We start from the raw sequence: 18,532 nt of genomic DNA on the forward strand, positions 1-18,532 counted from the left end.
GCGTTCGGCAACCCGGCCGGGCATCGTCTTGCGTATCTGGAAAGCTGTCGTGCCGTACGCGCATGAGCGGCCTAGCGTCGACGCCATGACCCACGCATCCCCGCACACAGCACATGACCACCAGCACGAGACCGACAGCGCCGGCCAGGCGGAGATTCTCGACCTGGACGCGGAGGTCCTCGCCGAGCACACCGCGTCCATCACCGCATCGCTGCCCCTGGAGTCCGGCCCGCGTCACATCGTGGACCTGGGCTGCGGCACCGGGGCCGGCACCTTCGCCCTCCTCGCCCGCTTTCCCGAAGCCGCCGTGACCGCCGTCGACTCCTCGGCCCACCACCTGCGGCGCCTGCGCGAGAAGGCCGAGGCGCATGGTGTGGGCGACAGAGTGCGTACGGTGCACGCGGATCTCGACGCCGCGTGGCCCGACCTCGGCGCGCCCGAACTCGTCTGGGCGTCGGCCTCGATGCACCACATGACCGACCCCGCCCGCGCCCTGCGCAAGGTCCACGAACTGCTCGCGCCCGGCGGTCTTTTCGCCGTCGTCGAGCTGGCCGGCTTTCCTCGCTTCCTGCCCGAAGGCGCGCCCGAGGAGCGGCCCGGCTTGGAGGAGCGCGTCCACGCCGCGAGCGACCGTCATCACGCCGAGCACGTGCCGCACCGCGGCGCGGACTGGGGCCCCATGCTGACCGGCGCCGGGTTCACCGTCGAAGAGGCACGCACGATCGACGTGAACCTCGACGGCTCCCGAAGCGAGGCGATCGGCCGCTACGCCCTCCACAGCCTTCGGCGCATGCGCGGCACCGTCGTGGGAACCCTGCCGGCCGAGGACCTCGCGGCGCTCGACCGGCTGCTCGACCCCGACGGCCCGCACAGCATCGCGCGCCGCGCCGACCTCGCGGTACGCACGGAACGGACCGTCTGGGCTGCGCGCCGCAGCTGATGCCGGTCCGAATGCGCGGCGCAATCACAGGAGTTGGGGGGTTCGTGTGCCGAATCGCTTCCGGCGGCCCCTCACGCGTTCATGGAACGCGCGGCGTCAACAGCCGTTCGTTCTGGCGGAGTTGGGGGCGCCGTGCGGCTTTTCCGATGCACTCTGCGGCCGCGAGTAACCGCGGGCCTGCCGTAACAAAGAATTCATCCTCGGCGGTGTGACTGGCATCTCAGGGCCGCCGCTCACCGCGATGACCTGCGGCCATGCAGAGGTTGCATCAGAGATGCAGGCGACCGGTTTGCGGGCAGGGTGCCCGCTGTATGTAATTCCCTCGTTTACAGATTGCGTGCGACCAACGGCGCATGCTGGTTACAGGGGGATGAAATGTACGAGCTTTTTCTGTCGGAAAAGATTGACAAGCTCAGAAACGATGGCCAGTACCGGTCGTTCGTGGAAATCAATCGTCACGCGAACGCGTACCCGAAAGCGACGCACCGCACGCCGGACGGGCGCGATCAGCAGGTGACCGTGTGGTGCAGCAACGACTATCTGGGGATGTCCCAGCACCCCAAGGTGGTCGCGGCCATGCACCGGGCGGTCGCCGAGTACGGGGCCGGCTCCGGCGGTTCGCGGAACATCGGCGGAACGCACGCCCACTACGCCGCGCTTGAGTCCTCGCTCGCCGAGTGGCACGGAAAGGAAGCCGCCCTGGTATTTCCCACGGGATACGGCTCCAACGATGCGACTCTGCAGTGCCTGTTGCGCCTGCTGCCCGACCCGATCGTGCTGTCGGACGAGCTGAACCACGCTTCGATCATCAATGGCATCTGCAGCACGAAGGCGGAGCGCCGGGTATTCCGCCACAACGACGTGGACCACCTGGAAGAGATACTCGCCGGCCAGCCTCTGGACCGCCCGAAGATCGTCGTCTTCGAGTCCGTCTACTCGATGGACGGCGACGTCGCCCCGATCGAACGGATCGTCAAGGTCGCGCACGAGTACAACGCGCTCACCTTCCTCGACGAAGTACACGCGATCGGAATGTACGGGCCGCGCGGCGCGGGCATCGCCGCGGAGCTGAATGTCGACCATTTCGTCGACATCATCCAGGGCACGATGGCCAAGGGCATCGGTGTCATCGGCGGATACATCGCCGGTTCGACCACCCTGGTCGACACGATTCGCAGCTTCGCCTCGGGCTTCATCTTCACCACCTCGCTGCCGCCCGCGATCGTGGCGGCCTGCCATGCCAGCGTGGAACACCTGAAGACCTCCTCCGCCGAACGGGATGCGCTGCAGCGCAAGACCGCCCAGCTGCGCACGGCCCTGGAGGCGGCCGGCATCGAGGTGATGCCGCAGAGCACGACGCACGTCCTGCCCGTCCTGATCGGCGACTCCGAGCTGTGCAAGCAGTCGGCCGCGCGGCTTCTTGAGGTACACGGCATCTACCTCCAGCCGATCAACTCTCCGACGGTACCGGTCGGCACCGAGCGGTTCCGCGTCAACGTCACGCCGAACCACTCCGACGACGACATCGCCCATCTGGTCCGCGCGCTGGACGAGGTCTTCACCCACTTCGGTCTGCACGGGAGGACCGCGTGACGACAGCGGCCACCCCGGTGATCCGTCAGGCAGAGCCGGCGGACATCGACGAACTCGTCCGCCTGCGCGCCTACTTGCTGGACGGCGAGGAGGACGACGACTCGGCGGCGCTCCCCTACACCGCGGCGACCCCCGAGGCTCGTGCGGCCTGGCGGGCCGGCTACCGGGCCTGGCTGGCCAGGGCGCTGTCCGACGACGCCGACGTGTGCGTCGCGGTGGCTCCCGGCCCCGGCCGGCTGAGTGCCTGCGCCATCGCCGTCATCGACCAGCGTCCCCCTTCGCCCGCGTACCCCAGCGGCCGGGTGGTCTGGATGCAGTCCCTCGTCACCGATCCGCGTGACCGGGGCAAGGGCCTGGGCACCGCGGTGATCGACGGGCTCTTCGACTGGGCGCTCGCGCGCGGCGCGGACGTCGCCGTGATGCAGAGCGCCGAGGGGGCCGTGGAGTACCACCGCCGGGCCGGCTGGCTGCCCACCGGCGAGGGCCTCTACCACCAACCTGTCACCACGCAGCGGAAGGGCTGATCCCCATGGACAACGTGAAAGTACTCATCGCCGGCATGGGCTACGCCGGTACGCGATTCCTGACCGCACTGCGCAGCCTCTCCGGCCCGCGGGAACTCGGTCTCGACATCGAGATCGCCTACCACGCCCGGCACCGCACCATCGAAGACGTCCCGTACTTCGCCACGATCGAGGGCGCCCTCGATGCGTTCTCGCCCGATCTCGTCATCGTCGCGGTGACCGACTCGGCGCACGCCGAGATCCTGACGCGCCTGGCGGGCTACCGCGGCTTCGTCCTGGCCGAGAAGCCCCTCACCTCCGTCCACGACGACCTGGATGCCGTGGCCTCGGCGCTGCGCGATGTCTCCGGGTTCGCCATGGACCTGGTGGGGCGGTACTCACAAGCCAGCATGGCCCTCCAGGAGTACGTGCACCGCAACGGGCTGAAACTGGTGCGGGCACACGCCACTTGGGGCAAGAACCGCATCAACGACCACCGGCCCACGGTCGGGGTCACGAGCGAAGTGATCCACTCCCTGGACCTGGTCCAGCGGCTCTCCCTCGACGGCTCGCAGCTCCGGCTCCGCGACGCCGTCGGCGTCTGCTCCGACTACTCGGTCTCCGGACCCGACGTCCTGGACAGCGTGGCCCTGACGGCGCAGTTGGGCGACGCCGTGGTGAGCGTCTACAGCAGCTTCGTCAACATCACCCGGCAGCGCACCATCGACTGCACCTTCCGGGACCCCGAGGGAGGCCTGGTCTACGCGGCCGCGGAGTACTCCAACCCCACCTGGGACGCGGACCAGTTGCGGATCTGGCGGGACGCCGGCGGCCGGGAGGAGACGCTCTGCGAGGTGGACACGCGCAACGACCCCGTTCCCGAAGGGTTCGACACCATCGTCGGGCTGCGCCGCATCGTCACGGACGCCGTACGTTTCGCGCACGACCGGCAGCGGCCCGTCGTGCCGTTCGCCGGGATCGAGGAGTCCGTACGGCTCCAGCGTCTGCTCAACGAGATCGAACAGAAAGCCCAGTTGACCGGGCCCGTCGGCTACTTCCCCGACGGCCGCGTGGTCAGCGCCGAAACGGACTTGGAGCGCCTCGGATGAGTGCCACACAGACAACAGCCCCGCCCAGGACGGCCGACGGCCGGGGCAGGTTCATCCCGCTCCTCGCGCTGGGCACGTTCGCGCTGGGCGTGGACGCCTACGTGATGGCCGGACTGCTGCCCCACGTGTCGGAGGACCTGAGCATCTCGGCGTCGTCGGCCGGACAGATGGTCACCGTCTTCACGCTCTGCTACGCGCTGGGCGGGCCGGTCTTCGCCACCCTCCTTGCGAAGCGGTCGGCGAAGGTGGTGCTCGGCGTGGCGCTGGTCGTCTTCACGATCGGCAACGCCTTGACCGCCCTCGCGCCCACGCTGCCGGTCCTCCTGATCGCGCGCGCGGTGGCGGGCATCGGTGCGGGCGTGTACTCGCCGATAGCCGCCGCCACGGCCGCGGGGCTCACCACCCCGGAACGGCGTGGCCGCGCTCTGGCCACCGTCATGGGCGGCTTGAGCATCGGCACCGTCATCGGCGTCCCGGTCGGCATGCTCCTCGCCTCGCACATCGGGTGGCGCGGCACGCTGTGGCTGATCACCGCGCTGGGCGTGGTCGCGCTCATCGGCATCGTGCGGCTGCCGAAGATCGAGGTGAGTCCTCCGCCGCCGCTGGGCCGGCGGGTGCGCGCCCTCGCCAGCGGCCGGGTGGCCGGCATCGTGTCCGTCTCGCTGCTCGGCGGCATCGCCAGCCTCGGCCTGTACACCTACCTCGCCGAGTTCCTGCTCGACGCCGCGCACACCCACGAGACGGTCTGGGCCATGTGGGCCTGGGGCGCGGGCGGCATCATCGGCAGCCTCCTCATCGGCCGCATCGTGGACCGGACCAAGCGTCCCTTCGCCGCGGTCACCTGGATCCTGGCCCTCATCGTGGCCTCCCAGTTCGCCCTGCCCGCCGCCGCTCACGCCGCCGCGGCCCTGGCGGTCGTCCCGCTCGTGATCTGGGGTGCGGCCGGCTGGGCCGTACAGGTTCCCCAGCAGCACCAGCTCATCGCGGCCCAGCCCGAACAGGCCACGGTCGCCGTCTCGCTGAACAGTTCCGCCGTCTATCTCGGCAGCGGCATCGGGTCCGCGCTCGGCGGCCTGGTGCTGGGCCTCGGCGCCGCCCCGGGCGCGCTGCCGTACTACACGGGCGCGCTCACCGTGGTCGCCCTCGTGCTGCACCTGACCGTGGTACGGGGCGCGACCCGGCGCGCCGAGAACGCCGTCGCAACACCCTGACCTGGGGAAATGGCCAGGGTTGGCTAGCATTGCGCCTATGGATATCGGGCTGCGCCACTTGCAATGCTTTCTGACCCTGGCCGAGGAACAGCACTTCACCTGGGCCGCCGACCGTCTCGGTATCTCCCAGCCCACCCTCAGCCGGCACATCCAGCGCCTGGAGGGGGTGCTGGGGCGGACTCTGGTGGACCGCAGCACCCGCCACCCCCGTCTCACCGCGGAGGGGCACCGTCTGCAGGCCGACCTCCAAGTCCTGCTGCCCCAGCTGGAAACGGCGCTCCAGCCGCCCGAGCCGCAGTCCTCGCTGCGGCTCGGCTATGCGTGGGGCTACCCCCTCCAGCGTGGCCGCCAAGCCCAGGCCACGCTGGAGGAGCGGCACCTCGTCCTCGTGCAGACCGTACGCCGCGACGACCGCACGGCCGGACTGCGCGAGGGCTCCGTGGACGCGGCCCTGCTGTGGGGCACCGTCCGCGATCCGCGCCTGGTCACCACCGAGATCCTGCGGGAGCCGCACATCGCGGCGGTCGCCCGGACCTCCACCCTGGCCGTGCGCGACCGGGTTACCTGGCGCGACCTCGGGCGCCGCTGCCTCATCGTCAACACCGTCAGCGGCACGCTCACCGCGCAGGACTGGCCGGCCGACGCCACCCCCGAGATCGGCGCGGAGACCTCCAACATCGAGGAGTACCTGCACGCCGTGGCCGCCCGGCGCGGGGTCGGTGTGCTCCCGGTGTCGGTGGCCGCGCAGTACCCGGACCCGGACATCCTGTACCTGCCCCTCACGGGCGCCCCGCCCGCGATCCTCACCTACGCCTACCCGCGCACCAACCCGCACCCCTACGCCGCGACCTTCGGCCGCGCCCTGCGGCAGGGTCAGACGGGCGAGCGGTCCTCCTTCGTACCGGATTCCCAGCCGAAGGCTTCGGCGGACACGTAGGACACGGCCCGGCGCGGCACGCTGAAGATCAGCGGTCAGTGCCGCCCACACGTCGGCAGGCGTCGAAGAGCGCGGCCAGGCGTCCTGGCAGGCTCGGACGACGGTGTCGTACAGGTGCGGGTTGTCCTGCCGTGCGGCGACCCTGGTGCGGGCCGTCGGGGGGGCCGGCCGGCAGCACCACGACGAGGCCGTCGCTCCACCGCGGCAGAAATTCAAGTCCTCCGGGGCTCCGGTCGGCACCACGGATCAACGCGGCGTCCCACTCGCCGTCGCGTACGCGTTGCAAGCGCTGAGCGGCGGGTGCGGCGTCCAACTCCACCGAGAGGTCCGGGGCTTGCTCGCTCAGGACGGCCAGCAGCGCGTCAGGCGGGAGCCGAGCCCGATGTTGATGCCCACCTGCAGCGTGGTCTCGCGTTCGCCGTGCAGCGCGCGCATCGCCTCAATGGCGGCGCGTTCGGCCCGTACCAGCGCCCGGGCACGAGGAAGGAACGCGCGCCCTGCCGCCGCCAGGGTGGCCGACGGCCAGGGTGATGTGTTCCTCGACACCGGCACGTGTATGGGCGATACGGATGGTGACAATGGCCGGTCTGTCGTGAGCACCGATCGCCACGATCCAGGTGGGCCTTGAGTTCTGCGACCTGTCCCGGGGCAGGGGCGTCAACGGGCGACCCTGCATCGCCCCGCCGTTCAAGCGATCCCGAGCAGAGGACGAGAGTGAACGGCAGTTGGTGCTATCACTGCGCACGACCCAGTGGCCGGGCATGCGGTCCAGGAGGGTCCGCAGCGGGAGGGTGAGCCGGGTGCCCGGCGGGGCGATGAGGTGGAGTTCGCGGCCGATTCCGTTGGTGAAGCGGATGACGTCTGTCAGCCAGGTGGTGGCGGCCGCGATGGGGCGGTCGTGGATGACGACTGCGGCTTTGTCGGTGAGTATGTCGATGCCCGTGGGCTTGGGCACTGCCCGACTTGCTGCCCTCGCACCGGTGCCAGCCGACGGGGGCTTGCCCAGTACGGGTAAGCAGCTCCGCTGCCGACTCTCCGTCCGCGCACCCGCCCGGTGTTGCGGGGCAGGTGCCGACCGCCTCCCGTTGTCGCCCTGCTGGTAGTCCCACAGGTACCGCGCGTCGGGTTGTTGGGACGGGCCGCCACCTCAGCAACCCAGAGGATCATGCGCCCAGGCCGCTCGGATGTACGCGACTTGCCCGCCGCATTCCCGACGAGATCCACTTGGGCAGCCCACTGGACAACCTCACACGGCTCCTCCCTCACCGCGACGTGACACCAGCAAGACCGCCTGCGCCTGGAACCTCGTCACATATGTCCCAGTCGAAGGCCTGCTCGCCCCAATCGCGCCGGCCGTCAAGGCAGTCGACGCATCTGCCAAGACCGGCATCGGCTTCACCGACGCCTGGAAGGGGCTCCGCTCCCTCGGCCTCACCGACGCGGCGATCGCTGGTATCGGGACCAAGGTACTCAGGGAAATCGGCGAGACCTGCGCCATAGGCTCCGCTCGAACGGCTGGCTTTATCACACGAGCCGCTGGTGCCGCGAAGAACTGTTGGGCCGTGAAGGGTGGACCTGGAGTTTGGGCGATCACCTTTGAGAAGGGCAAGAGCACGAGGGCTCTTTCTTACGAGCTCCAGATAACTGGGGTTCCCGAGGGATTCGGCTACAAGATCCTGAACACTCCGAACGCTGCGAAGGAGTTGAAATTTGACGGGTTCAACGGTGCGGAGCTACTGGAAGCCAAAGGACCGGGCTACTCGCAGCTCTTGAAGTTCAGGCCCGACATAGTAACGAAGGACTTCGTGGACCACGCGCTAAAGCAGGTCGCAGCAGCCCCCAACACGCCCATCACATGGCATATCGCCGAAGCCGATGTCTTCGAAGAAGCCAAGAGCCTGTTCGCCGCGAACGATAAGCTCTCAAGAATCAATGTCGTCTACACACCGCCCGCTTCGTAGGTGACAGGGGCTCAGAGAGACAACAACTACGTGTTGATCCCTGTGGACCCTCCAGCTCGGTCGTAGCAACACGTGAGAGATGTCAGGCATGGCGACACGAGAACGACACAAGTCATTCCTGCTGATCGCCTCTCTGGCGTCGCCAACAAGTCCCCAACGACCATGTGACGCCCGGCATCCCAGATCCACACGCACACAGTCGCTGAGGAACACCGCGGTAGGCACAGCCACCGACGGGACAGCCAAAGGATCACCTCCACTCGCCCCCGCCCTGGAGAGCCACGTGAGTTACGACATATTCGTGTGCCGTTTCGTAAACGCCGAACAAGTTCGGCTGGAAAAGAGTGCCGTCTACGAAATCCTCGACGCCTACGTGACGGAACGTGACCCCGAGCACCACTTCCTCCAGCTGAAGACAGGGGACGCCGACACGGCAGACATCTACCTCAGCTCTGAGGACAGCATCATGATCAGAAATTTCGGCGGGGATCGAATGATGAACGTCATCTCCAAATTGTTCCGACGCCTGGAGGCCGTTCTTATTCTCCCCGGCGGAACAGTGATCTTGAGCCGTGAGGCAGACCGGGACACCTGCCTCAGGAAATCAAGAGCGAGTGGGTCATCGTCGTAGCATCAACCGGCCCAGAGATCACGCAGGCAATCCAGGCGTCCTGACTCGGGCAGTCAGGTGCAGGGCCGTACGGTGAGTGCAAGCCGCTATCCGCCCGGGCTCGCGGTAGCCGTCTGAACGAGTCACGCGTGTGCCGGATTCCTACACATTTGGCGCCCCCGGAAGCCAAGGAGTGTGGTCGATATTTTTGATGGCCTGACGCCCGAGGAACTCGGGATCAAGCACGTCAGTGCGGAGGTGGTCGAGGCCCGGTCCAGGCTGGCTGACCAGGTGTGCGATGAGCTGCGCAAGGCTGGCCTGCGGGCCTGCCTGGGCACGATCGACGACCCGTCACCAGGAGCGAAGATCGAGGTCGAGTCTTTTGAGGACGGTCCGGCAGCCTCCGTCTACTGGAAGTGCGCCCCGTCCGTACATGGCGCGTTCGACACGAGCCGTCCGGACGGGGGGCCCGTCTTCCAGTACTTCGTGCAGGCGGCAGGTCATGTGCAGACAGCCGTGCTTGCGATTCTCCGCGCTGCTGGGTTCACCGTGGAACGAGACGACCAGGATCCGCTCGCCCTGTTGATCTTGGCGGGTCCTTCTACGTGACTCGAACGCACGGGGGCCCTGCCGAGGCTTTGGCTTCGGCAGGGCCGCGCGTCGAGCAGCGTCTCCACCCAGGACATCCGGAGCCTGAAGGACATGGGATACGCGATTTCCCTGCACCGGTTCGTGGACGGCGAGGCCGAAACGCTGAACGAGCGGGTGATCAGGGAGGTGTTGGCGCCTCATGCTGTGAACGCGGGCCAGGACGCCAATGAGTTGCTGGTCCGGGCAGCCGACGGCGGAGAGGCGGAGGTGGACGTGAGTGCCGACGGCATCAGTGTGCACCGCTTCCCGCCCGGTGGAATCCTGGACATCGTCGCTGAACTGGCCGACCGTATCGGCGCCGCCATCGCCCTTCCGGACAGCGTCCTGCTGGGTGCCGAAGAGCAGCGTGCGAACCTGCCTGACGGGCTGAGGGACATGGCCGTCGTCGTGGAGATGACGGGCCCGGGCCTGCAGAGGGTACTCAACGAGTGAAGGCTTTCTCCACGACTACTGAAGCGGGTTACGTGGCTGCCTCCACTTGTCCAGCACCTCCAACTGGCCGCCATGCCATTGAGGGGGACCGCGGGCCGGAGTCCGACCTGAGGACCACGTTCGATCCCCGGGAACCTAGCCCCGATCGTTTGGGGGCCGTCAGCCAGCTGACGGCCCTCTTCGTTGTGTTGCGCAAGCCATCCCCGGACCGTGTCGGCTACCCGTCGGCCACGCCACTTAGTACTCCAGTGAGAATTTGTGTCCTGGGCTGGTTCTTCTTTGGTAGTGGCAGCGGCGGGCGGTGGCTTGGTGGTGTCTGCGCCAGTGGGACCAGTTCAGTGCGTGAAGTCGTCTGTCCTGGTGGGGTCTTGGGTGGGGAAGCAGAGTGTCCAGAAGGCGCCGGATCTCCGCCACGGTGAGAGGGACGAGGCTGGCGGTGTCGTTTCTGCAGCCCCCTTTGCGGCCTCCTGGGCCTGGGCCGCGAGGGCGGTCAGGAGTGCGTGGGCGAGCATGGCCAGGGTGATGTGCCGGTACCAGCCCACGTAGCGGCGGACCTCGTATTCGTCCAGGCCGCACTCGTTCTTCGCAGCCTGGAAGCATTCTTCGACGGCCCAGCGCGAGCCGGCGATCCGGGCCAGGTCGCCCAGGTCCGCATCGACGGGTGCGTAAGCGAGGTAGTAGGCGAGTTCGCTGGGGTCGGAGAGGCTGCGGCGGGCCATCACCCAGCGGTGGTGGGTTGGTGGGTCCGGATCGAAGACGATGTTGACGGGGAGCTTCGCCGCCGCCCAGTCGAAGACGCGTGGTCCCTTGGCACCGTTGCCACAGGACAGGGTCTGCCAGGCGTCGGCCGGGGCGTCGTCGATGAGCTCATCAATGCGCCAGACGCCGGCCAGGGACTTGATCTGCTGGGACTTGGGGACGGCCACCACGTAGCCGAGGTTGTGTTGTTCGAGCAGGCGGCGGAAGGACCAGTCCTGTCCGTATGCCTCGTCTGCGGTCACCCAGGCTGCCGGAAGGCCGGCTGCCAGGCAGCGGCGGACCATGGCTTTGGCCAGCTCGCCTTTGGTGGCGAAACCCCGGGCGTCGGGGATTTTGGCCGCCCGGCACCGCTCACGGTCTGTCGTCCAGGACTTGGGAAGATAGAGTTCGCGGTCCACCAGGGCCCGGCCGCGTGCGGTGGCATAGGCGGCGAACACCCCGATCTGGCAGTTGTCGATCTTTCCGGAGGTTCCGGTGTACTGCCGCGACACACCTGCCGATGTGGTGCCCTTCTTGATGAATCCCGTGTCATCGACGATCAGCACGCCGTCCGGGCCGAGGTGTTCGGCGACGTATCCACGCACGTCGTCCCGCACCGCATCAGCATCCCACCGGGCACCGTTCAGCAGATGCTGCAGCCCCGCGGGATCACGATGGCCTGCGTACTCCGCCAGCCGTTCTTCCGGCTCACCGGCGCCAGCAGCCCCCGCACGTAATCCCGCATCCGCCACCGCAGATCAGCCCGCCCGAACCGGCCCGCCACCCGAGCGAACACCGACTCCAACTCCGCTGCCCAGCAATCGACTTCACCCATCCCCACCATGACTGGACAACGAGAAGAACCAGCTCAGGACACGAATTCTCACTGGAGTACTAAGTGACGCTTCCCTTGCGCAGTTGAGTAGACCCGCTTGCCTCAAGAAGGCCACAGCATCGTCCTAGCGGTGCCGCTGCAGTGGTCATCAGCGGCAAGCCCCAAACGGAAAGGGCCCTGGCCGGGCGAGGCGCGCCAGGGCAGGGTCCTTTCCGTTACTGAATTTCGCCACTGCTGTCGCCGACGACAGGGCACCTGAGCTGCGACGACCGCCAGCACCAGCGCGACACCAGAAGGGAGGGTTCGCTCGGTCTGCTGAACGGGAGCAGTCTGAACAAGGATTGACGGGGATTCAGGTTCGTTCGTTCGGCCGTTGCCTGGTCGGCATAGTGCTGCTCCTCGAACTCGATCGGGCTGAGCCAGCCGAGCCGCTCCCGGATGTGCCGCGAGTTATAGAAGCAACGATCGCACCCGGCCAGGAGAAGACAGACCTCGAAGCGTGACTCACGTTCGCGCAGGCGCACCTCCAACGCCTTACCGAGACCCGCTCGCCCCGAAACTCCCCACGCCGCCCAAGCCCAGACCCGCCGACCTGGAGCCGTTCCTCCACGGCTGGAGCCCACACGGGCCCCGCTCCTGCTGAGCCGCTTCCTCACCAAGAGGCGGTAAGGACGGGCTTCCCACAGGGAGTACCTGACCGCCCGCCACCTGCAAGAACAGTCACCTGACGCCCCATCAAAAAGAGCGACAGATGAGCGTCAAGACACCTCGGAGAGCGTCGTTTCAGCGTCAAGATATCGCCCGTAACGCCCACACCGCACACAACGCACACCACTCGAACCCGCAGGTCAGGCTTCCTTCGCGACCAGCTCCAGAATCGCCACACACTCCGCATGATGAGCCACAGGAAACATGTGAATCAAAAACACGCGAAAGGAAACCGCAGGTCAGCGGCGCGTCAGGAGCAAGTCGACCTCGTGGCCAATGTGCCTTGCGTGCGCTATGGGCACTATGTGCGATCTCTTGACACACGCTCCGGCCCAGGAAGTCACTATATGGCATTAGAAATGCTATACTCGCATCATGGCTGACGACGACACCGACTTCGTCCCCGGCGATGGCCCCAGCAGCGGGATCTCCGTCTCCCTCACCGCCGGCACCCTGCAGGCCATTCGCGACCGGGTCGGCAAACGCGGCGTATCCGCGTACCTGGAGAAGGCGGCACAACGCCAAATCGAGCGCGACAACCTGGACGAGTTGATCGCCGACTTCGACCAGGCCAATGGCCCGGCCGATCCGGAAGCCGTGGCCGCCAAGCGAGCCAAGCTAACCGGAACCACCCCCTCTTCCGGTGCCGAGGCTGCCGCGTGAGCGGCGCCCTCGTCCTCGACAGTGAGGGCCTGACCAAGGCCGTTCAACGAGACCGAGAGGTCCACGAGTGGCTCACCGCCGCCCGTGACGCCGACCTGCCGGTAGTCACCTCCGCCGCAGTACTGGTCGAGGTGATCCACCCCAGGATCAATGACGCGGCGCTCAGATGGACGCTGTCCCGACTGCGCGTAGAGCCGGTCACCCAGGCCATCGCCCAGTCCGCCGCCACCCTGCTGCGCACGGCTGGGCTGCACGGCCACAAGTACGCCATCGACGCCATGCTCTGCGCCACGGCACTCACCCACCACGGACGTGTCACGATCCTGACCTCGGACATCAAGGACATTGCCATGCTCACCGCCGGCCACGCCCGGGTGGCGACCGAGCAGGTCTGACAAGTCAGAGCCATCCGGGGACCTGGCAGGCGCGCTCGGCGGCCACTACGCACCCGACGCCCCGGCTGTCGGTATCGTCGCCTCCCCTGACGAACTGGTCGGGCCCGACTTCAAGCTGGCCCAAGTCGACCCCCTGGTAAGGGAGTTCCACGAGCGCACGGCACGCTTCACCCTCGACATCGAACCACGCTGGCGACTGCGGGTACGACCCGGCTATCTGCTCTACCGCACCATCGTGGCCCGCCCGCTCGGCCAATGTGCCGATGAACCAGCGCGAGGCACAGCGCGGCATACGCAGCCGTATCGACACGATCTCCCCCGGCCCTGACGGGCATCACGGTACGCGGCTGGATCTACTCCTTCGCCGACACCGACGAACCCACCTACGTGGGCGTCTATACCACCTACCGGCACGGTGACCGCGCCTACGTCAGCACCGACTCCCCATCCCCCAGGGCAGCTTCACCGCCACCCTGCTCCCGCGGCCCCACCCGGCGACGACCTCGTCCTCACCAGCTGCAGCCGCCTCGACCAGCCCGGCCACCACCTGACCCTGCACGGCTTCACCGAGCAGCTCGACGTGTACGTCGCCGACGACAAGCTCCGCGCCGAACACGCCTTCGCGGTCTTTGGCATCCCGTTCCCGATGCTGCACTACCAGGTAACACGCAAGAGCTCCGCCCAATGAGGGCTGAGCAGGTCCGAGGTATTCATGAGGGGTAGGCAGGCAAGTCTCGCCAGCGTGACCTTGACACAGAGCTCGCCGTTCAGGCATGGCCGAAGTATCCCCCGGTGGCTGGACACTTCGGTCACAGCTTCGGAACCCCGAGGTCGGCGAAGAGTTGCCTGGTGCCCGGGTCCACGGAGTACAGCACCGTGCCACGAATCGAGCGAGTCATCAGAACTCCGTAAGCATTGCGAATCCGCTCTAGCAAGTCCTTGTCAGAGGAGACCCGACGAGCCTTGCTGCGCACATGCTCACGATCCACCACCCATGCGTCCCCAGCCCAGGTGAAATCGGCCCCCATGATCACTCCGCCCCACTCGTACTCCAGGCCCTGTGCTGTGTGGACACAGCCGATCTGACCGAAGCCGCCGGGATCCGTAGCCCAGAATCGGCGCTTCGGTACTCCGGGAGTGCTGTGGCTATCGCCGGCATTCCACGGCCGGGCCCAACCCTTCTCCGGCGCAACGTCCGGCGCCGTGCCCGTGTGGTCGGTCCAGTCCCAGCACATTCCTGCGCTCATCCGGGCGCTCAATTCGGCATCCAGCTTGGACTGCAGGAACTTCTCCATGCGGGCGGGGCTGTCCGTGTAGTACAGCTCAAAGGGTTCCGGGTCTTGGTCGTCATCGGCATGCCACGGCAGAGGATCACCATTGAGGAAACGTTTCATCCATGCGTCATAGGTGGAACTTCCTACGGCTCGATAAGCCCTGTCGAGCCTGATCGGTACGATCTCTGCCCTCAACTCATAGATCGCATCAGTGAGTTCCTGCTCAGACCAGATCTCCTCGGCGAACAGACGTTGGTCACCGTCGACAAAGAAGACAGGCACCCTGGCCCGAGTCACGATCACCGAGACAGAGGACTCACCTCGCCGCATGGCGAAGGAACCGGTCTGCGGGCGCTCGGTAAGCCGGTGCGCTTCGTCACACAACAACAGATCGAGCTCGTTGGCTGCCACATCGTCGGCGACCTTGTTCAGCGTCGGAAACGCCTTTCCCTTTCCCCTGGCGCCACGCTTGAAGTTCTCGCGGGACGCGATACCTCCCGAAACAAACTTCGCGTCATACCTCTCCTTGAGCGCCTGCCCCAGCAGGGTCAGTGCAATAAGGGACTTCCCAGTGCCCGCTCGACCGCTGACCACGAACACCTTCTTCGCGCCAGGCGACGGCGAGCGAAGGGCATCCATCACGCTATTCACGGCTTCAAGCTGGTTCTCAACCAGGCTGAACTGCGTGTGGCCGTCGACGATCGCCCCAACTTCCGATGTCAGGAGGGCTACGGGGCGGCGCCGATCGAGCAACGCCTGGGCCGCCGACGCATCCGCGACCGGCATGAAGTGGGTCTGCAGGAATTCTCGGAGATCCGCGGGCTGGCGAGCTGTAAAAGTCGGGATGTCTGGCGTCGGCTTGATCCTGCTGATCCACTGCGACTTGGGGTCCTTCAGGTTGTGCAGATACGCGGCGCCGACGAGGTGTATGTAGCGGTCGTCGAACATGCTGTGGTGACGTCGCAGCGAGTTCAGGTTTTCCTTCACTTGCATCGCAGGATGCTTCTTGTGACGACCGTAGTCAGGCATATAGACACGATCGAGAGCGCACTCATCACAGAGAGTACCGGCGGCGCTCCGGCACGAGACGCAGAGGCCGTCCGTCGCCTTGGACGGATCGGGACGCAAGACCGTGCGCCACTGCTTCAGCTCGATCGCGGCGTAGCTGTGCCCACCTTGGGGGTGGGTACCGGCGAGGACTACGTCAATGGGGTTCATCTTCTCGTGGACTCGGTACTCCACGAAGACGTAGACCTGCCCAAGCCCACGGTTCGTCAGGGCCGTAGCAACCGCGTAGACGCTTTCCCGCCACGCTGCAACATCCCCAGCCGACGGTTGCTTCCCCTTGGGATGAGCAAGTTCGTAGCACTTGGTGATCTCAGGAACCACGCGATCCGGGTCCCGCACCATCTCCTCGGCCGGCCAAAACGCCTCCAAGTCCGACCACTTGCCCCCGCCAGCCATGATCGCCTAACCATCCCCGCTCTCGACTGCTCGATCCAGCAGTCACGGTACCTTGACATGCGCCTGACGGTATCGAAGAGGCGTGCGAGTATTTCGATAATCAGCAGCACCAAAAAGCGATGGCCGAGCGGCATGCTTCGGAAGCCGACGAAGAGCAACATGACGGAGCGCACGGCGAACCGGACCAGTAGCGGGCACCCACAGCACCGGGTCCGCTCGCACCTGCAGTCACCATGCACTCAGACTCGAAGCACATGGCGAATCCAGTGGCTCCGCACTGCTTCACTCCGCTAAAGTGCGGCTGCGCTGCGGGCCTTCCCGGAGGGCACGCACAGGTTCTTGCAACCACACATCAGCCATGAGCCGTGGTGGTCGCTGTCACCCATCGGGTGCGGCGAGCCAGCGGATGTCCGGTAGGACGTCCCTACCATTCCGACTCACAGCTGTGGAGTGGTTTCGCATGAACCCTGTCGAGTGCAAGTCCACGCGTCGCATCTGGTTCCGCAAGGTTCTGATCGACATCTCCGCCGGGGTCATCTCCAGTCTCGTGCTGGCGACGCTGGCGGCGGTAGCGCACCTGCTGTTCTGAAGCAGGCAGGTGGCGGGCCCGGAGAGCCCGCCACCTAATGCCACTTCGCCCCAGTTCGACGCCGGCACTGCCAACGCCCCCAAGCCCAGCCCCCGCCGACCTGGCGTGGTCTCTCCGCAGCCGGAGCTCGCACGGGCCACGCCCCTTCGGAGCCGACCCTGCTCCCTCGCAGCAAGAGGCCGGTAGCCCCCCCCCGGTACCAGGTCGCCGGCCGAACTCCGAGCGCCACTCATGCCCCCGGCTGCCGCACTGGCACCGGGGGTGGGGATGCCGGATCCCGGGTGTCGCCGAGGTCAAGATCGTTACCGATGATGACCTTGCCGAACAGCCAGATCAACCGCACCGCGCGCGCCACCCCCAGGGCCGCTGCGCCCTCGGCCAGCCAGTGGGCTCCGCCCGTATCGTGCTCCGTGGTGTCGAGGACTACAGCGAGCAGGCACAGCCCGGAGACCACCAGTGTCGCGCTGAGAATGCTCATCCAATTCCGCCGGAACTCCGGCCCCTGTTGAGGGTGGGTACGCAACATCCGCATGCGGGGCCCTGTGGCCGCGGCGTACAGGGTCACGGCCGCAGTGATAAAGCTGCCGATGACCGCGACGACGGTCGCCGTCGTCGTATAGACCGCGATCCTCTGCTCCCTGCCGGGCCACGCCAGCACATCGCCTGCGCCTGTGGTCCGTACGGCCACCATGTGCAGGCCGACCACTGCACCTGCGATCACCAGGTCCACCGCCGGTCGGCCCACCCAGCGCCGCCACAGCCAATCCAGCACGCTGCCCCCCAACCTCAACCCTGACCTGCTGCTCAGGCTATCGGCCGATACTGACATGCCTCCTGTAGCGCCTGCTCATGCGTACGGGCCGCCGCAAAGATCTCGTGGACGGCGTACTGCAGATCGACCGACCGACCGTCGGTGAAGGCGAGCGGGACGTCGCACTGGGCCGTGATGCGGTGAGCGAGGAAGTCGAGCGGCTCGTACTCAAGGGACTGACGGTGCGGGTCACGGACCGCAACCCTGCCGGTAACGGACCGGATCACTCCGGACTCGTCCATCCACTCGTCCAGATCCGGCATGAACTGGAGCACGTCAGTGCGCAGTTCGGTCGCAGCTCGATTCCTTCGCATCGCTGAGATCCTGCTGCCGCGCTGGGGAACCTTCAGCGAGAGGGTGATCGAGGTGTCGGGATGCCGTTGCCCGAAGCTCCGCAGTGAATCAGCCAGGCCACCATGAGCACTCAGGGCACTGACGGTGTCCGCCGGAGCCCCCTCCAACTGCACGGTGAACTCGGTGACCGCCTCAATGCGGTTGAGCTTCTCTCGAGCGCGCGCGTGGATGACCGGCTTGAGCACCACCTCACCCCACGGCAAGCCAACGCCGTTCAGCCACTTGGTGATGGCGCTCACTCGCGGGGCCGAAAAGCCTCCGGGTAGGACCCCGATGATGTTGGCGTAAGGAAGGAAGCAGACAGCCGTCACATGGACGACATCCTTGCCTGCCGCGACCTGGAGCGCCTCGATCGTTCCGTTGCTCCGGTCAAGCTGGTGCGGCACCTCTCCGGTGATCTTGGCGAGTTGCAGATGATCAACAGGAACAGCCGAATCGATCACCCCGACCAGTTGATCATCCGCACTGCGGACCACGCGCTCGTACGACTCCGAGGCCACAACCCGGTCCAGGAAGCTCCGCCAGTCCTGATGGTCCATGCGCGGCTGACCGCGCTTGGCTTCCACGACCTCAAAGAAGAAAACCGTTCGCTTACGCACCGTCCGGGCCACGCCCGCCTCCCCCGCTCTCAGGCTCCCGCGTTCCTACATGATCGTAAGTGGATTCGCTGTGGCATACGGCACAGCATCCATGGAATGGCTTGATAGCGACAACCGCATTCCCCTACTTCCCACACCCGTCGCCGGTTTTCTCC

The 18,532-nt window shown here is 66.6% G+C and carries 19 protein-coding genes and 1 pseudogene; 14 read left to right on the forward strand and 6 right to left on the reverse strand.

Annotation, left to right across the window (positions count from 1 at the left end; all coding sequences use genetic code 11):
* Nucleotides 1–85 precede the first annotated feature (85 nt).
* The 6 genes from OHA17_RS10115 to OHA17_RS10140 all read left to right on the forward strand — a co-directional run bounded on the left by OHA17_RS10115 (nucleotide 86) and on the right by OHA17_RS10140 (nucleotide 6,293).
* A complete protein-coding gene (locus tag OHA17_RS10115; RefSeq protein ID WP_406505979.1) occupies nucleotides 86–940 on the forward strand; it encodes a methyltransferase domain-containing protein in 855 nt (284 codons plus the stop codon).
* 375 nt (nucleotides 941–1,315) lie between these two features.
* Nucleotides 1,316–2,533, forward strand: a complete 1,218-nt coding sequence (gene hemA / locus OHA17_RS10120) for a 5-aminolevulinate synthase (RefSeq protein ID WP_398881264.1) — start codon at nucleotides 1,316–1,318, stop codon at nucleotides 2,531–2,533.
* Nucleotides 2,530–3,057 carry a GNAT family N-acetyltransferase gene (locus tag OHA17_RS10125; protein ID WP_406505981.1) on the forward strand — a complete coding sequence of 176 codons (528 nt, stop codon included), beginning with the start codon at nucleotides 2,530–2,532 and terminating at the stop codon, nucleotides 3,055–3,057. Before hemA ends, OHA17_RS10125 begins: the two co-directional genes overlap by 4 nt.
* 5 nt (nucleotides 3,058–3,062) lie before the next feature.
* A complete protein-coding gene (locus OHA17_RS10130) occupies nucleotides 3,063–4,145 on the forward strand; it encodes a Gfo/Idh/MocA family oxidoreductase (protein WP_406505983.1) in 1,083 nt (360 codons plus the stop codon).
* Entirely contained in the window at nucleotides 4,142–5,356 is a 1,215-nt protein-coding gene (locus OHA17_RS10135) for an MFS transporter (RefSeq protein WP_406505985.1), read from the forward strand. The genes OHA17_RS10130 and OHA17_RS10135 overlap by 4 nt, the downstream gene beginning before the upstream one ends.
* A 37-nt stretch (nucleotides 5,357–5,393) precedes the next feature.
* Entirely contained in the window at nucleotides 5,394–6,293 is a 900-nt protein-coding gene (locus tag OHA17_RS10140) for a LysR family transcriptional regulator (protein WP_406505987.1), read from the forward strand.
* A 28-nt stretch (nucleotides 6,294–6,321) separates the two neighbouring features.
* On the opposite strand, the gene OHA17_RS10145 is transcribed toward OHA17_RS10140, so the two are convergent.
* Together OHA17_RS10145 and OHA17_RS10150 are read right to left on the reverse strand one after the other, a co-directional pair.
* On the reverse strand, nucleotides 6,322–6,612 hold the full coding sequence (locus OHA17_RS10145; protein ID WP_406505989.1) for a hypothetical protein: 291 nt from the start codon (nucleotides 6,610–6,612) through the stop codon (nucleotides 6,322–6,324).
* A gap of 120 nt (nucleotides 6,613–6,732) precedes the next feature.
* A complete protein-coding gene (locus OHA17_RS10150; protein WP_406505991.1) occupies nucleotides 6,733–7,248 on the reverse strand; it encodes a DUF6177 family protein in 516 nt (171 codons plus the stop codon).
* A gap of 229 nt (nucleotides 7,249–7,477) precedes the next feature.
* On the opposite strand from OHA17_RS10150, the gene OHA17_RS10155 reads away from it, so the two are divergent.
* From OHA17_RS10155 to OHA17_RS10170, 4 genes are all read left to right on the forward strand, one after another.
* The gene (locus OHA17_RS10155; RefSeq protein ID WP_406505993.1) at nucleotides 7,478–8,254 is read left to right on the forward strand and encodes a Tox-REase-5 domain-containing protein; all 777 of its coding nucleotides are present in this window, start codon (nucleotides 7,478–7,480) and stop codon (nucleotides 8,252–8,254) included.
* A 283-nt stretch (nucleotides 8,255–8,537) separates the two neighbouring features.
* Nucleotides 8,538–8,885, forward strand: a complete 348-nt coding sequence (locus tag OHA17_RS10160) for a hypothetical protein (RefSeq protein ID WP_406505995.1) — start codon at nucleotides 8,538–8,540, stop codon at nucleotides 8,883–8,885.
* A gap of 174 nt (nucleotides 8,886–9,059) precedes the next feature.
* Nucleotides 9,060–9,473 (forward strand): hypothetical protein, encoded by a 414-nt coding sequence (locus tag OHA17_RS10165; protein WP_406505997.1) that lies wholly within the window; start codon nucleotides 9,060–9,062, stop codon nucleotides 9,471–9,473.
* 93 nt (nucleotides 9,474–9,566) lie between these two features.
* Nucleotides 9,567–9,947, forward strand: coding sequence for a hypothetical protein (locus tag OHA17_RS10170; RefSeq protein WP_406505999.1), 381 nt, complete (start codon nucleotides 9,567–9,569; stop codon nucleotides 9,945–9,947).
* 335 nt (nucleotides 9,948–10,282) lie between these two features.
* On the opposite strand, the pseudogene OHA17_RS10175 reads toward OHA17_RS10170, so the two are convergent.
* Nucleotides 10,283–11,520: pseudogene (locus OHA17_RS10175) on the reverse strand (IS701 family transposase).
* 1,083 nt (nucleotides 11,521–12,603) lie between these two features.
* Between OHA17_RS10175 and OHA17_RS10180 the strand changes: the two are divergent.
* From OHA17_RS10180 to OHA17_RS10190, 3 genes are all read left to right on the forward strand, one after another.
* Nucleotides 12,604–12,891, forward strand: a complete 288-nt coding sequence (locus OHA17_RS10180; RefSeq protein ID WP_406506001.1) for a hypothetical protein — start codon at nucleotides 12,604–12,606, stop codon at nucleotides 12,889–12,891.
* Entirely contained in the window at nucleotides 12,888–13,286 is a 399-nt protein-coding gene (locus OHA17_RS10185; RefSeq protein WP_406506003.1) for a type II toxin-antitoxin system VapC family toxin, read from the forward strand. The genes OHA17_RS10180 and OHA17_RS10185 overlap by 4 nt, the downstream gene beginning before the upstream one ends.
* Nucleotides 13,287–13,701: 415 nt before the next feature.
* Entirely contained in the window at nucleotides 13,702–13,974 is a 273-nt protein-coding gene (locus tag OHA17_RS10190) for a hypothetical protein (RefSeq protein WP_406506005.1), read from the forward strand.
* A gap of 121 nt (nucleotides 13,975–14,095) precedes the next feature.
* Here OHA17_RS10190 and OHA17_RS10195 read toward each other — a convergent pair whose 3' ends face one another.
* Nucleotides 14,096–16,024, reverse strand: coding sequence for a DNA/RNA helicase domain-containing protein (locus tag OHA17_RS10195; protein WP_406506007.1), 1,929 nt, complete (start codon nucleotides 16,022–16,024; stop codon nucleotides 14,096–14,098).
* Nucleotides 16,025–16,484: 460 nt separating this feature from the next.
* On the opposite strand from OHA17_RS10195, the gene OHA17_RS10200 reads away from it, so the two are divergent.
* A complete protein-coding gene (locus OHA17_RS10200; protein ID WP_226599771.1) occupies nucleotides 16,485–16,613 on the forward strand; it encodes a DUF6408 family protein in 129 nt (42 codons plus the stop codon).
* A 229-nt stretch (nucleotides 16,614–16,842) separates the two neighbouring features.
* Here OHA17_RS10200 and OHA17_RS10205 read toward each other — a convergent pair whose 3' ends face one another.
* Together OHA17_RS10205 and OHA17_RS10210 are read right to left on the reverse strand one after the other, a co-directional pair.
* On the reverse strand, nucleotides 16,843–17,385 hold the full coding sequence (locus OHA17_RS10205; protein ID WP_406506009.1) for a hypothetical protein: 543 nt from the start codon (nucleotides 17,383–17,385) through the stop codon (nucleotides 16,843–16,845).
* Nucleotides 17,386–17,417: 32 nt separating this feature from the next.
* Nucleotides 17,418–18,389, reverse strand: a complete 972-nt coding sequence (locus OHA17_RS10210) for a hypothetical protein (RefSeq protein WP_406506011.1) — start codon at nucleotides 18,387–18,389, stop codon at nucleotides 17,418–17,420.
* Nucleotides 18,390–18,532 lie beyond the last annotated feature (143 nt).

Source organism: Streptomyces sp. NBC_00212, assembly GCF_045206365.1.
Taxonomy (GTDB): Bacteria; Actinomycetota; Actinomycetes; order Streptomycetales; family Streptomycetaceae; genus Streptomyces.